Genomic DNA, 15069 nt, shown 5'->3' on the forward strand with positions numbered 1-15069 from the left:
GCCTCCTGCAGGGCAGGTCGGAAGGCTAGCTCCAATTTGCCGGCGCATGCAACCGTCGCAGCGCATTTCCGTTCATCATGAAGAGGTGGCAGTCCGCCGGCGAAGCCGCAAGACGAACCTTGCCCGACCTACTGGGCGCCGCCGCGTTCGGTGCCTTGGCAACCATCGATTCTCTGCCAGCATTGCCGTAGATGTAGGTGACGCTGCCAAGATGCTCGACGAAATCGACGTCGAGCTCGATCCCAATATCGGTCTTCTCCGCCGCGGATGGAGAGAAATCATCGGGGCGAATTCCGACCGTGATCGGCTTGCCGACAAGCGACTGGTTCGGCTGGACGGGAACGAGGATTGTCGCGCCTGCATCGAGCTTGACGCCCATGCCCGTCGCGTGCGCTGATTCGATGTGGCCGCTGAGAAAATTCATCTTAGGCGATCCGATGAACCCGGCGACAAAGCGAGATGCCGGATTGTGATAGAGGTCGTGCGGACTGCCCACTTGCTCGATATTGCCGTCCTTGAGTACGACGATCTTGTCGGCCATTGTCATTGCCTCAACCTGATCGTGGGTCACGTAGATCATGGTGTTGCCAAGCTGCTTGTGTAACTTGGCAATCTGCACCCGCATCTGCACCCGCAACTCAGTATCTAGATTCGACAGCGGCTCGTCGAACAGGAACACTTTGGGTTCGCGTACAATGGCACGCCCAATAGCTACGCGTTGCCTTTGTCCGCCTGAAAGTTGCCGAGGCTTACGTTCCAGCAGATGATCGATCTGCAAGAGTGATGCAGTCTCGGTGACCCTGGCCTCAATCCCGGCCTTCGGAACTTTGGCCATACGCAGGGGGAAGGCAAGGTTCTCGCGCACGGTCATGTGCGGATAGAGTGCGTAGCTCTGAAACACCATGCCGATGTTTCGGTCGGCGGCATCAACGTCATTGACGACTTCATTGTCGATCAAGAGCCGCCCGCCGCTGATACGCTCGAGCCCTCCGATCATTCGGAGCAGCGTCGACTTGCCGGAACCCGATGGTCCAACGAACACGACGAATTCGCCATGTTCAATGATCAGGTCGACATTCCGCAGGATTTGGATCGTCCCATAGGCCTTATTGATACCTTCCAGGCGAACATCGGCCATCACGCTCTCCTCGGTCGCTGGCTTCCAATGGTGGCTCGGGCTATCCCAACCTCAGACAGGCTGGACACGATGAAATCGGGCGATACCAGTGAGGGATCATCTCGGGGCGGCACGCCGGTCGTGACCAGCACGGTCGGAAGCCCTGCTCTCTTGCCAGCCTGAATATCAGTTTGAATCTGGTCTCCGATCATCAAGGTGGCGCTGCGTACCGTGCCCAGGCGGGAAAGTGCAGTCTCGATCATATGCGGCTCCGGCTTACCAACGATCAAAGGCTCCACTTTCGTGGCAGCAGCCACGGCCGCGATCGTAGCTCCTGCCCCGGGCTCGAACCCGCCTGCCGTCGGCAACAGGAGGTCGGGGTTGGTGCCAATAAAGGCTGCTCCATTTAGGATCGCGTCGACCGCAATCCGCAGCTTCTCATGCGTAATTTGTCGATCGAGCCCCATGACCACGGCGTCGGGCTTTCGATCCGTCACCTCGAGCCCCGCGTCTGTCATGGCTTTCGTAAGGGATGGCGCGCCGATGACGAATATACGCCCAAACTCCGGGTATGTAGCGCGGATGAGCTCGGCGGCGGTGATGGCGCTGGTGACCACGTCCTTCGGCGCAATAACAAGCCCAAGGCCTGCCAGTTTGCTGACGACATCCGCTGGCGTGTGCGTCGAGTTGTTCGTCACGAAGCAGATGGGCAATCCGGCCGCCTGCCACCGTCCAAATGCCTCCACGGAATCGACGATAGCCGCGTTGCCGCGGTAGACGACGCCGTCGAGATCCGAAATGATACCGTCCACTGGCGGCCAAATGGGGGGAGAAGCGACACTAGCCATTCATCAGCATCCCGCCATTCACGTGTACGATCTGCCCGGTCATGTAGGAAGCTGCAGGACTTGCAAGAAAAACAGCAAGACCTGCGATATCCTCCGGCACGCCGACCCGTCCGAGCGGGATACGGCCCCCGTGACGTGCCTCGGTTTCCTCGCGCGGGCGCCCATGCATCGGTGTATCGATGATCCCGGGCGCAATGGCATTCACATTGATCTTGTGTGGGGCACATTCATAGGCGAGCAGCTTGGTGAGGTCGTGAACAATTGCTTTCGACAAACAATAGTCGGCGCCGCCCGCCTGGTAGTTAAAGACTGCACCTTGGGACGATAGCGAGGATCCGATGTTGACGATCCGGCCCCCTTTGTCCTTCATGAAGCGCTCGATCGCGAGCTTTGAGCAGCGCAGGACCGCGACCGAGTTGATCTGGATGGTCCGCTCGATTTTGTCCGCGTCGCCATTCAGGAGCGGTTGGGCAGATTTGACGCCCGCATTGTTAACCAGCACATCGAGCCGGCCAAAGTGCTTGGCGACCGCGTCCAGAACCCTGTTAACATCGTCCTCACTTGCGACATCCATCGCCATCGGTAGTACGCCGTTGCCATGGGGCAGGCTTGCCAGAGTGCTCCTGAGAGTTTCCAGGTTGGCATCGGTGGCAAGGACATTCGCTCCACCAGATCGAAACGCATTCACGATGGCAGACCCGATGCCGCCCCCGGCACCGGTCACGAGCACCGTTCTGTTTGAAACTGAGAACTGTTCGGTCATTCCAACTCCAGGATCGTTTGGGATTTCAGAAACTCGTCAACGGTCTCGGCGCTCGGCATGGAGCTTTGCGCGCCGCGTCTAGTCACACAGAGCGCGGCTACCGCCAGCGCTTTCCTAACCGCTTCTCTCAAGGGCAGCCGTTCGGCCAGTGATGCGGCGAATGCTCCGTTGAAGGCATCGCCTGCGGCGGTAGTATCGACCGCTCTCACGGGAAAGGCTCGCAGGGCAAAAGAGCGGGTCTTATCAGCATAATAGGCGCCCTGTGCCCCGAGGGTGATCAGCGCGGCACCTGGCCCGAGATCAAGAAGCTTGGACGCAGCGTGGGCGGCACCTTCAAAGTCGTCGACCTCGATACCTGTCAGCTCAAAAGCCTCTGTCTGGTTCGGTGTGACGAAATCGACACAGCTCCACGCTGTCGACGGAAGCCCGGACCTCACTGGCGCCGGATTGAAGATCAGCTCGAAGCCCTTTTCCCGCTTCAGCTCGAAGAGCCTGTTGAGCGCTCCGACCGGCATACCCATTTCGGCGACCACGATCGCATTGTGCTGAATGAATTCCGCGGCGTTCTCAATCATCTGCGGCGTGACGTTTAGGTTGGCGCCGGGATCTATGACAATCATGTTAGTGCCGTCGTCACCGACCATGACCAGAGCGGAGCCGGAGACTTCGCCCGGCGCGATTTTGATCGCGTCGGCGCAAACGCCGGCCTCTGTCAGGGACTGCAGGAGCCAATGACCCGCATCATCATCGCCAAGGCGCGTGTAAAAGTGCGGTCTCAAGCCAAGCCGAGCCGCGGCCACAGCCTGATTGGCGCCTTTCCCTCCCGGGTGACGGGTCAGCGTTCCCATCAGGCTTTCACCTGGCGTTGGCAGCCGCTCGACATTGAAGCAGAGATCGAGGTTTGTCGTTCCGAAGAACATCAACGGCCTGGCACTCATTTTACAGCACCAAAGGTAAGGCCACGCTCCAGGTGGCGCTGGCCGATGACGATCAGGATCACGGGAATGATCATCGTCACGACCAATCCTGCCGCCATGACGGGATAGAATTGCACGCCCGGGTTTAGCAGCTTGAGCAGAGCGACGGTTACCGGCGCCTTGGTCGAAGAGAGGATCAGGCCGAGGGCAAAATTGTGCCACGCGAGCAGGAAGATGAGCAGAGAGGCCCCAATCAGACCAGGTTTCAAAAGCGGCAGCACGATGTGCAACACGACCCTGACCGGCTTGGCGCCATCCATGGCAGCCGCCTCTTCGATGTCCTTTGGGATATCTTCGATATAGGAGCGGCTCAGCCAAACGATCATCGGCAGTGTGACGACCTGGTAGACCCAGATCATGCCGATATAGGTGTCATACAGGCCAATCGTCTGGAAAACGCTGAACAGGGGGATGACGACCAGTAGGACCGGGGCAAAGCGGAAGCCCAGAATGAAGAAGGCAATGTCTTCTTTGAGGGGAATGTCCCGCCTTGCCAGCACGTAGCCGGCAGGGACCCCCACGAGCAGGGACACGAAGACAGAGCCAAGCGCTATGACGACGCTGTTCGTGATCGGGGTCAGGAAATCGATCTTGATAGTGCCGTAGCTGGTTGCTCCGGCTTGGGCGACGTCAAACAAGACGCGAAAGTTTTCCAATGTCGGCGAGAACAAGAAGGTCGGCGGCCAGGTCATGACCTCAGCCTGCTGCTTGAGCGACATCATCACGATCCAGCCAAGCGGGAAGGCGAGGATCAATGCGCAAATGCCGACGAGCAGGTTCAGGATCAAATTGACGGAGGCGGCGCGTTTCAGTCGCATACGTTGGCCCTCAGCTAACGCGCTGCCGCACGACGCGCCACAGCTTGACCATGGCGAACGTTCCCACCAGCACGATCATCCAGTTGACGACCATGAGGGCTGCACCACGCCCGAAGGCGAGATTCTGGAATGCGATAATGTAGGCGCGCACGGAAAGAACGGAGGTGCTATCTCCAGGCCCGCCTTGCGTAGTGCCAAAAATGATGTCGAACTGATTGAGTGATTCGATCAGCCGAAACACCGCGGCGATCAGAATGTAGGGAGCGACCAGCGGCAACTCGATATGCACAAAGGTTGCCCACCCTTTTGCGCCATTGACACGCGCGGCCTCCCTCACTTCTTCATTGATACCCTGAAGGCCTGCGAAAATGATCAGCGCAAAGAATGGCGTGTAGGTCCAGACGTCAATCAGGACGAGCGAGAACATTGCGGTGTTGGGATCTGAAATCCATGCAAAGCGGGCGATTCCTGCAAGCGAGAGCAGATAGTTAAGGATTCCGCTTTGCGGGTCCATCATCGTCGTCCACATGAGCGCTACGCTCATCGGAGGCAGCACGAGGGGCAAGAGGATGACCGGCCGCATCAGCCGTGCAACGATGACTTCGGTCGCGAACAATTTTGCAAGTGCAAGACCGAAGGCAGCCTCCGCAACCACCGCCGATCCGGCGTAGACAAGAGTGGCCCGAATGCTGTTCCAGAAATCATCCGACTTGATCAGCGCTGCATAGTTGTTGAGGCCGACGAAGTGGACCAGCGGCCGACCGAACTTGAGATCCGTCAGCGACTGAAAGACGCCATAGAAGAACAGAAAAAGAAAGCCGAGCAATATGGTGATCGCCGGCCCTATCGCGGCGATGCTCCACCAGTCAAGATGCGACTGCTCGGCGCGCGCGACCGCCTTATCGTTTGACGCAACAAGTGGGCTGGCTGAAGACTGCAGCGTCACGAGCCCGTCGGATCCTCGAAGGTCCATCTCAGTCTATCTCTAAAATGCATGGGGCGGCGATGAGCTCGCCGCCCCATTTGTTTCACATTGACGAACGGATTTCCGAGGCAAGTGCGGCCAGCGTCGCCTTCACGTCGGCTCCGTTGACCATTTTCTGCATGGCTACGGCCCAGGCGTTCATTGCTTCGGCAAAGCCGACGCGGGCTGTGAAGGCGAGTTGCGCCCGTTCCTGCACGGTTTTAAACGTGTCTACGAAATTGTTGAACTCTGGCTTTGCCGCATAGTCGAGCCAGGCCTTGTCGCTCCAGGTTGAGGCGCGCGGAGAGTTGACGAGCTTGCCGGCGATGGCGCCGTTCAGCTCGACTTGCTTCGATGTCGCCCATTGGATGAACAGCCAGGCGGCTCCTTTTTTCTGGGACGCAGCGTTCATCGCAAGCGACCAGATCCAGATATTCGACTCGAAGTTCTTGCTAGTCGGAGCGTGCAATGGGGGTGCGAACGCGATTTTGCCGGACGCGGGCTTGCCAGCCACGTCGTTCCAAAACCCGAACATATTAGAATCAATCGCCATCGCGGTGCGCCCTGAATTGATGCCATCAACGACCTGGTACCAGTTGTCATTGGCAAAGGACGGCGCCGCGCATTTCTTGATCATGTCCACATAGTCTTTGTGGAAGGCGATCGACTCGGGCGAATCCAGCCCTGTCTCCAACTTGCCGTTCTGGACGACGAAATCATGCACGCCATAGGACCTGGCAATCGAGATGGCAGCTGTGTGGATGCTGCTCCAAAAGCGCACGCCGCGCACGCCCAAAGGGGTGATGGCGGGATCCGCAGCCTTCAGCTTTTCGCAGGCGGCGGACATCTCTGGCGGAGTCGTTGGGACCCCGATGCCGTATTTTTCAAGTATGTCCTTACGGTAGAACAGCTGGATGTTCTCAAAGCCATGCGGAATCGCCCACACCTGCCCGCTTCCCGGCTCGATTTGGCCTTCCTTGACTTTCCAGGTCAGCGCATCCCGCAATGCAGGGAAGAAATCCTTGTAGTCGTAGCCCGCTGCCGTGAGCTTAGCGTCGTTCAGATACCGATCGAGCGGCTCGAGCAACTGGCCCGGTGCGAGATCCCAGGCCGGTTGAATGCCCGTGCCCACCACGTCCCAGCTGCGGGATTTTGTACTGAGCTGGATGGTCAGCTTATTCCAATAGGCATCGTCGGGATACAGTTCGGGCGTCACCTTGATGCCGGTGAGTTTCTCGAATTCCGGCAACTGGGCCGCGACCGCGTCGGCATACGGATGAATGTCGTAGGCCCAGACGATCGACGTGCCTTCGAACTGGCGCCAGTTGATGTCGTCCGCCTTAGCTTGGGAAAACGCCATGGCCGTTCCGGCCAAAAGCGTGCAGCAGATGAGAGCTTTCTTTGCAAAACTAGCCGTATGGCCGCGCAACGCGGCGAGCGTCCTTGGCATGATTCCCTCCGATGGGCTCTTTGGCCCGCAAACCACGCGCCCCCTCCTCTTCAAGCGGCCGCGGCGTTACCGAGGCTAATCTTCGCGCATCCAACGAAAGCGGCCTTTGAGGCTCGGATTGGGTAAGGTTGGGTAAGTCAAAAAATCGAGCGATTGGGAAGTATCAATTGGAAGAAGCGGAGTTTGGAATGGGCCCCGGTTGACGACAACAGCCTGGCGAGCGCTGTGATGGCTGCGTTTGTACCCCAGTTCGAGACGAACAGCACTAAGGCGCACAGGGCGAGCATCGCGATCGGTGCTCCGTTGCCGTATACGATATACGGCTTCTGGAGCGCGATCCAAGCGGCGATGTGATGGGCGTTAGTGCAGCCAAGAGATATGGGCGCAGCAATATTCGCGTTGAAGCGGTCGCCGCCCTGCACGGCAATCCTGTCAGGAGAAAGCGCTCAAATGAATCTGCACCTACTCCATCCCGTCACAGGTGGAGAAGTCGTGAGATTCCCGGACAGATCGTCGTGCATGGCGGCAATCAGCAAGCAACATAGACTCTAGAGAAGCTTGTGCGGCTTGGACCGCCCGCATACTCGCCTTCAATGAGCCGGCTCAACCATATCAGCAGCGGTCTCGTCTATTGGTTGAGACGGATCCTCCGATCCGTTTGCGGGCAAGAGGTATCAGCAGCCCCGATGGGATTGGCGGGACATCGGTCTCGGCGGGCAGTCTATTGGTCCTCGATCCACGCTACACCTAACCGAAAGTACTGGCGCATTCATGCGACCTCTCCGCTGACGAGGCTAGACGAGCGATCGCTTGCGACAGGTCGGACGAGGCGAGGTACCGCAGCAATCAGACGCTTGGTATAGTCCGCCCGTGGATTGAGGAAAACCTCATCCGTATCGCCACTCTCGACGACGCGTCCATGGCGCATGACCATGACCCGGTCGCTGAGATGGCGAATCACGCCGAGATCGTGCGAGATGAAGAGATAGCTCATACCGAGCTGCGCCTTGAGATCCCCGAGCAGATCGAGCACCTGCGCCTGGATCGAGACATCCAGAGCGGAAACCGGTTCATCGCAGACGATCACGGCTGGCTTTGGCGCGATCGCACGCGCGATCGCGACGCGTTGGCGCTGGCCGCCCGAGAGCTCCAGCGGCCGGCGATCCAGGAATGCTGGCGATAGGCCCACCGACTCGAGCAGCTCAATAATGCGCAGGCGACGCTCCGACCCGGTGTCCACATCAAGGAGGCTGTCAGATATGATGCGGCCGACGGTCCAGCGTGGATCAAAGGAGCTGAGCGGATCTTGATAGATCACCGAGATCGAGCGGCGTCGCGCCCTACGTTTGCGTTCGGCGATTTCGCTCCACGCCTCTCCCTGGAACAGAACGGCTCCCTCGTCGGGAGTATCCAGAGCCATCGCCAGGCGGGCTGTGGTGGATTTACCTGATCCTGATTCCCCCACAAGGCCCAGCGTTTCGCCTGACCGAAGCTCGAAGGACACACCGTCAACCACCGTCCGCGGGACGCCATCAGGGCCGTTGAATCGCTTCACAAGATTGGTCGCACTGAGGATGATTGCAGTGGCTTTGGGCGAGGGTTGTTGTTGCAGCGGGCTCAGAGACTTGGGTGGCCGTGCAATCGCCGTGGACGACAAACGGGAGCCGCGGGGACGTCCCGAGGGTACCGCGTTCAGGAGCTGCGAGGTGTAATCGTGTTGCGGGTCGCCGAAGATCTGCGCAGCTGGTCCACGCTCGACGACCTCGCCTTCGCGCATGACCAGAACATCATCCGCCATGCGCGAGACCACCGCCAGGTCATGGCTGATCAGGATCAGAGCCTTGCCCCGTGCCTTGGTTTCCTCGAGCAGCGCCAGCACCTGTGCCTGCACGGTCACGTCGAGCGCGGTGGTTGGCTCATCGGCGATCAAGAGGTCTGGATCGAGTGCGAGCGCCGACGCAATGAGGGCTCGCTGGCGTTGGCCACCGGACAATTGATGCGGCAGCTGCCGGGCTTTGATCTCAGGCTCAGGAACCCCAACGAGTTCGAGCAGCTCAACCACGCGGCGTTTGAGTTCCTCACGGGAGTGGACAGCACGATGGAGAAGGAGGCCCTCGCCGATTTCCCTGCCGACCTGACGGAGTGGATCGAGCGAGAGAAGGGCGTCCTGCAGCACGAAGCCGATCTTCTTGCCCCGGATGAGCCGCCATGAACGTTCATTGAGGTCAGTCAGGTCTGTCCCTGTGAAGTTCATCTCGTGCGCATGAACATGTGCGCCATGGCCCGCAAGCCCGACGAGAGCGCGCGCGGTTACGCTCTTGCCCGAGCCGGATTCGCCGACGATCGCGAGGCAACGCGCCGGTCGAAGCGAGAACGACACGCCACGCACGGCCGTGCCGTTTGGATTGTCGCGTCCGAATGACACGCGCAGCGAATCTACGTTGAGAAGACTTGGCTGAGGAGGCTGGGGAGGAAGAACATGCAACATGTCAGCCCTTTCCTTCGAGGCGGTTCTGCAGATAACGTCCGATCACCGTCACGCTGAGAGCAAAGATCACCACTGCCAGACCCGGCATGATCTCGAGCCACCACGCATAGATCACGTAGTTGCGGCCAGCATTCAGGAGCGCCCCCCATTCAGGGGCTGGAGGGGGAACACCGAGTCCCAGAAACGCAACGCCCGATGCCCAGATGATGGCCTGGCCGACGCCAAGCGTGATCATCGCGGTCAACGGGTTCATGGCATTCGGGAGGATGTGCCTTCGCACGATACGCCAATAAGGGTGTCCAAGCGCCTTGGCTGCCTCCACATATCCTGCGCCCTTAACAGACAGGACCTGCCCCCTGATCATCCGGGCATAACCCGGGGCCGTTCCGATCCCGACCGCGATGACCAACGTCAGCACAGTCGTGCCGAAAACGGCCACGAACAGAAGCGCAAGGAAAAGCACCGGTAGCGCGAAAAGTGCGTCGAGCAAACGGCTGAGAACATTATCGATGGCTCCGCCGCAAAGACCGGCGGCGAACCCCAGAACGAGTGCAATTGACACGCTCAACGCGGTCGCGCCAAGACCAATGGTCAGGGACTGCCCTGCCCCTTCAACAATGCGGGAGTATAAATCGCGACCGGACTGATCAGTCCCCAGCCAGTGGCTGGGCGACGGGGCCTGTAGTGAGGATGTCAGGTCAATCGCCAGCGGATCATGGGTCTGTAGCAGCCAGGGCGCGGCCGCCGCTGTTAAGAAGAACGTAACGATGGTTATGGCCAAGCAAACCCGCAAAGGAATTGCCTGTGCCGTTGAAAGTGCTTCCTTCCAATAGTGAGATTTGAGAACGTCTGGTAGCGCGGCAGAGCAAGTCATGCCAATTTGATCCTTGGGTCAACGATACTGTAGGCGAAATCGACGGTCACGCTGACAATGACAAACAGGCCAGCGGAGACCAGAATGACGCCGGAGACGACGGGAACGTCGCGCGTGGATGTAGCGGCGACCAGGACGCCGCCAAGTCCCTGTCGGGCAAAGACGGCCTCAATTAAAACGGCACCGGACAGAAGCTTACCGAACGCCCAGCCTGACAAGGTGATTGCTGGCAAAGCTGCATGGCGCAGGACATGACGAAACCGCACGCCGAGATCGCCCATGCCTCGCGTTCGCGCCGAAGTTACAAAGGGCAACTCGAGCAAACGCGTGAACTCACTCGTAACGACTTGCCCGAAGAGCCCAGACAGTTCCAACGCCAGCGCCAGGGTTGGAAGAATGAGGCCGATCGCCGAATTGCCTCCCACCACAGGAAAGATGCGAAGCTGTACGGCAAAGACGACGAGCAGGATGGTAGCTAGCCAGTAAGGCGGCACGGTCGCCAACAGAACCTGCATCCCGCTCAGCAGCTTCGCCCAGAAATTATCTCTCCCGGCTGCAAAAACTGTGGTCAGAATAGTGATCACCCACGCGGTTACGAGCGCGGCGACCGCAAGGAGGACGGTTGGCCCAATCTGTTCGGCAATGATGGCTGTCACTGGCCGGTGCTGGTGGTAGGATTGGCCAAGGTCCCCCTGCAAAATTCCCGAGATGTATTTCGCGTATTGCAAGAAAATCGGCTGGTCGAAGCCATATTTTGCGTTGATTGCCGCAAGCTCTTGTCGAGGGGCCGCCCCTACATTGCCGCTGACGACGTTGAGCATGATCTGGGCGCGGTCACCTGGCAGCAGACATTGGACAAGGAAGGTGAATGTTGCCGCAGCCCATACGGTCGCTGCGGCGGACAGGATGCGATGTGCGAACCACACGGCCCGTCTGCGGGCTGCGACTTTCACGGGGCGGAGTTCTTGTCGAAATAGCTATCATAGAAGACCGGCTCGCCGACGGAGCCGCGGTCGAGCCAAATGTCCTTTAGATGTGCTTGCACAGCTAGAGTGACGTCAAGGACTGCGAACCCCACGACAGGAGCGTCAGCGACGATCTTGCGCTCTGCTTCCTGATAGAGCGCGGTTCGCTCAGCATTGTCGAAGTGTTTTTCGGCCTTCTGAATAATGTCCCACAGTGCCCGGTCCTGGTAGCGTGAGGGATTGAAGCGATTGAGCTCACCATTAAGGTCAGGCTTCCAGGAGATGCGGAAGATTTCAGCGCCGGGAGCAACCCAGTAGAGAAGGACGACCTCGTAATCGTTCGGACCGAGATTTTTCCCGGCGAAGAAATCGGCCTGGTTCGTTGGCTGAAGCCGCACGTCGAAGCCGGCAGCCTTTGCCTGCTGTTGGATCACCTGCACGGCTTGCTCACCGTCGGGCTTCAAGAACGAACTCGAATAGGAGATGCGGACGACGAGCGGCTTGCCATGCTTGAGGCGAACGCCCCTGCTGTCACGCCCGGTCCAACCTGCCTGATCCAGGAGCTGATTGGCTTTGCCGACGTCATACCTGTATGACGGGGCAAGCTCGCTGATATATTCGGGCGAGCTTTGGCTTAGCGCGCCATTGCCTTCAAACGGCAAGGAGCCCAGGAACGAGGACTCGACCGCGGCTTTTCGGTCGGCGGCATAGGCAAACGCCTGGCGAACGAGCAGATCGTCAAAAGGCGAGCGAGCCGTATACAACGCCAAGCGCAGGGGCGTGCCACCCGTAATGTGCCGCAAGACAGTGAAGCGCGAGTTGGCATCTTTCCAAGCGACGGCTGGAACGTCGTAAGCTGCATCAGATTCCCCGGTTAGCAGAGAGCCATACCGAACGGTCTGATCGGGGAAGAACTTCCACTGGATCCCGTCAACGTAAGCCGGTCCCTGGTGCTTGGCTGTTGCCGGCGCGGAGTTGTAGTCGGGATTGCGGCGGAATATAACCTCTTTTCCCCGATTCCACTTCTCGACGATGAATGGACCCGATCCGACCGGGTTCTCGCAGTTCACCGCAAGTCCACGCTTGAGCGCCGTTGGCGACAGAATGCCCTGGGACGACTGGGCCAGAACATTGAGCAACGGCTGGAACGGCGCCTTTAGCGTTAGTCGAAGTGTCGCGGGCGCGATTGCCGCTGCCGATTCAAAGTTGTCGCTGAGGTAAGGAGCGGCCGTCGGATTGCGGAGGTCCGGATTGGTGCTGAGCCAGCCATTGATGTTGTCGGCAACTGCCTGTGCATCGAGCGGTGTCCCGTCGGTGAATTTCACGTTCGGCTTGATCTCAAACGTGTACACTTTCTTGTCGTCGGAGATGGTCCATGATGTGGCCAGCCATGGCACAATCTCCCCGTCCTTGGTCCGGGCGACTAGATTGTCGCTATATTGCCGCTGTAGATACCATTGCTGGACCCATCCTCCGAACAAGCAAGGCGGCTCCTGAAAGTGGCCATATCGAATAGTGCCGCCGCGCCTCGTACTGTCGCTCGAACCGTCCTGAGCAAAAGTGCTGGGCGCATAGGCGATCTGCGACAGCGTGGAGAGCGCGATTGCAATGGCTGCTGCCTTTTGCTTTCTGTAAGCGTGTGGCTGGCCCGCGAGAAACGCACATGATTGTGTGTCGGACAGAGACATATCGAACTCCAAGCTATTGATAGTGAAACCGCGAGGCAGACGGGCGATCAGGCCGTCGCCCGCTCTTGCGACGGAACGCCCCCTGGGAGCGCAAGGCCAAAACGGTCACGCAAGGTTTCTTCCCGATACTCGGTGCGAAACAGTCCGCGGCGCTGCAGTATTGGAACGACATGATCGATGAAGGCGGGCGCACCATCCTCCAACACATCTGGGATGATGTTGAAGCCGTCAACTGCGCCGGCGCGGTACCATGCCTCGATCGAATCGGCGATCTGTTCCGGTGCGCCCGCGATCACGCGATGGCCGAAACCTTGAACGCTGCTTATGATCTCCCTAACTGTCCGGCCTTGGCGTGCCAAGCTTTCGATGGTGCGGTGATGACCGACCGAAAATGGGACATCATTTGGATCGGGCAGCAGTTCCTCCGGAATGGGTTTGTCAAGGCTGAGTTTTTCGGGCGCCACATTGATGCCTCGCGCCAAAGCGACGAGCGCGCCGGGCAGATCGAGTAATTCGTCGATCGCTCTCTTGCGGCGATACGCCTCCTCTTCCGTGCCGCCAACGAAGGTGACCAGGCCCGGCAGTATGATCGGCGCCGTCCGCCGGCCGAGTTGATGCGACAGCGCACGCAGGCGTCCGGCCTCGCGCAGCGCTGTCTCCAGGTCGCCCGCAGCAGCGAACACCAGATCGGCGCTGCGCGCAGCGAGCCGCAATCCGTCGTCCGAGCCTCCCGCTTGAACGATGATCGGGTGCACTTGTGGCGAACCGGGGTGCGTGAGCGGACCGCGGACGCTAAAGATATTGGTGTTGGGGTCGAGCAGTCGAAACTGGGGATTGGCGTAGATTCCAGAGGTCTGATCCCCGACGATTGTTCCATCTCCCCAGCTCAGCCATAGCCCTCGGACGGTTTCGACGAAGTCTTCGGCGCGCTTGTAGCGCTCCTCGCGACCGAGCTCGCGCCCACCGAAATTGCCGACCGTCGCGGGGCTGGAGGTCGTGACAGCATTCCAGGCGGCGCGGCCGCCGCTAATGACATCAAGTGATTGGAAACGACGCGCCAGGTTGTACGGCTCATTGTACGTCGTCGATGCGGTTGCAATCAGTCCGATGTGCTTCGTCTCACGTGCGATTACGGTGAGAACAAGCGTAGGTTCAAGCCCGTTGAGTGGCGGTCGGCGGGTAATATCCCAAGATATTGCCGGGGTATCTGCAAGAAACACCGCGTCGAACAAGCCGCGCTCGGCCACCTTCGCTGCGCGAAGATAATGCTCGATGTCAAAGAAAGCGCTCGGATTGGTGCTCGGCCAACGCCATGCTGCGGCGTGTCCGCCCGCGCCGTGAAGATTAAGCCCAAGATGAAGCGTTCGGATTGCAGAAGACATGAATTCTCCAGGCGCGGGATGGCATGCGCAGTTCAAGGGGTGTGTTGGCTCGGCTACGCTATCTGGCTGCTTCTTCCGCTCCCGCGCAGAGAACGAGCGGCATCCGAGGACGTGGCGAGGCCGCCGGTCGAGATTAGCGGATCAGGTGAAGCAACTCGCGCGCTCAAAGAGCCCGAACACTTGCCCAAGCGCGAGCCAGCTGGACCTCTGACGAATTCGATCGAGCGACGGGTGGCCGGGGGACATCGCGTATTGTACTTGCCCGAACCTCTGCTGGTGAGCCTTACAATGCGTGCAACTCGCGCGATGACCAAAGCTGCTGTCATGACAACTCCACGGCCGACACCGGCGGCCTTCGATCGCGAGAGAATCAAGCGACGGGACATCAAACGCAATAGTTGCGTATTTCAATCTGCTACCGCGCGCTGGCATACTCTTCTACGACAGCCTCGTTGTCTTCGAGCTTGCAGGATTTGTGCGCGTGCAGCCTGCTTGTCCCAGTTTCGGAGCGCGATCCCAAAGTCACGCCGAGGCGAGTGATTGCAAATCTGGTATGTCTCTTGGAGCACCGTCGTTCGGGGCGCGCGCACGGTGTCGGCGATGGGGATCCTCGCGTGTCCCTCGATAGGGTAGAAGAATTCTCGGGCCGATCGGCAAGGGACATAGCCCCGCGGCTTGCCGGGCACCCTTGTTGCGCGGGCAGCGCTCTCCGCCCGAGCATCGCCAGCATGAGCT

General features: G+C 59.3%; 13 protein-coding genes. All 13 read right to left on the reverse strand.

What is annotated here, in order from left to right; translation table 11 throughout:
- Positions 1–25: 25 nt before the first annotated feature.
- The 13 genes from ugpC to IVB24_RS39165 all read right to left on the reverse strand — a co-directional run bounded on the left by ugpC (position 26) and on the right by IVB24_RS39165 (position 14334).
- Positions 26–1138: a sn-glycerol-3-phosphate ABC transporter ATP-binding protein UgpC gene (gene ugpC / locus IVB24_RS39105; protein ID WP_247774390.1), complete on the reverse strand. Its 1113-nt coding sequence runs from the start codon at positions 1136–1138 to the stop codon at positions 26–28.
- On the reverse strand, positions 1138–1965 hold the full coding sequence (locus tag IVB24_RS39110; RefSeq protein WP_247483890.1) for an HAD-IIA family hydrolase: 828 nt from the start codon (positions 1963–1965) through the stop codon (positions 1138–1140). The genes ugpC and IVB24_RS39110 overlap by 1 nt, the downstream gene beginning before the upstream one ends.
- A complete protein-coding gene (locus IVB24_RS39115; protein WP_026233437.1) occupies positions 1958–2728 on the reverse strand; it encodes an SDR family oxidoreductase in 771 nt (256 codons plus the stop codon). The genes IVB24_RS39110 and IVB24_RS39115 overlap by 8 nt, the downstream gene beginning before the upstream one ends.
- Entirely contained in the window at positions 2725–3666 is a 942-nt protein-coding gene (locus IVB24_RS39120) for a ribokinase (RefSeq protein ID WP_247492019.1), read from the reverse strand. Before IVB24_RS39120 ends, IVB24_RS39115 begins: the two co-directional genes overlap by 4 nt.
- Positions 3663–4523, reverse strand: a complete 861-nt coding sequence (locus IVB24_RS39125) for a carbohydrate ABC transporter permease (protein WP_247774391.1) — start codon at positions 4521–4523, stop codon at positions 3663–3665. The genes IVB24_RS39120 and IVB24_RS39125 overlap by 4 nt, the downstream gene beginning before the upstream one ends.
- 10 nt (positions 4524–4533) lie before the next feature.
- Positions 4534–5469, reverse strand: coding sequence for a sugar ABC transporter permease (locus IVB24_RS39130; RefSeq protein ID WP_247774392.1), 936 nt, complete (start codon positions 5467–5469; stop codon positions 4534–4536).
- A gap of 82 nt (positions 5470–5551) precedes the next feature.
- Positions 5552–6937 carry a sugar ABC transporter substrate-binding protein gene (locus IVB24_RS39135; protein ID WP_247774393.1) on the reverse strand — a complete coding sequence of 462 codons (1386 nt, stop codon included), beginning with the start codon at positions 6935–6937 and terminating at the stop codon, positions 5552–5554.
- A 137-nt stretch (positions 6938–7074) separates the two neighbouring features.
- Positions 7075–7359 carry a hypothetical protein gene (locus IVB24_RS39140; protein ID WP_247774394.1) on the reverse strand — a complete coding sequence of 95 codons (285 nt, stop codon included), beginning with the start codon at positions 7357–7359 and terminating at the stop codon, positions 7075–7077.
- A 347-nt stretch (positions 7360–7706) separates the two neighbouring features.
- Positions 7707–9425 (reverse strand): ABC transporter ATP-binding protein, encoded by a 1719-nt coding sequence (locus tag IVB24_RS39145; RefSeq protein WP_247774395.1) that lies wholly within the window; start codon positions 9423–9425, stop codon positions 7707–7709.
- Between the two features lies 1 nt (position 9426).
- Positions 9427–10206, reverse strand: a complete 780-nt coding sequence (locus IVB24_RS39150; protein ID WP_247774396.1) for an ABC transporter permease — start codon at positions 10204–10206, stop codon at positions 9427–9429.
- Between the two features lie 89 nt (positions 10207–10295).
- Positions 10296–11225: an ABC transporter permease gene (locus IVB24_RS39155; RefSeq protein ID WP_247774397.1), complete on the reverse strand. Its 930-nt coding sequence runs from the start codon at positions 11223–11225 to the stop codon at positions 10296–10298.
- Positions 11226–11248: 23 nt separating this feature from the next.
- On the reverse strand, positions 11249–12952 hold the full coding sequence (locus IVB24_RS39160; protein WP_247774398.1) for an ABC transporter substrate-binding protein: 1704 nt from the start codon (positions 12950–12952) through the stop codon (positions 11249–11251).
- Between the two features lie 47 nt (positions 12953–12999).
- A complete protein-coding gene (locus IVB24_RS39165) occupies positions 13000–14334 on the reverse strand; it encodes an NtaA/DmoA family FMN-dependent monooxygenase (RefSeq protein WP_247774399.1) in 1335 nt (444 codons plus the stop codon).
- Positions 14335–15069: the final 735 nt, after the last annotated feature.

Origin of the sequence: Bradyrhizobium sp. 192 (assembly GCF_023100965.1) — a bacterium.
Lineage (GTDB): Bacteria > Pseudomonadota > Alphaproteobacteria > Rhizobiales > Xanthobacteraceae > Bradyrhizobium > Bradyrhizobium symbiodeficiens.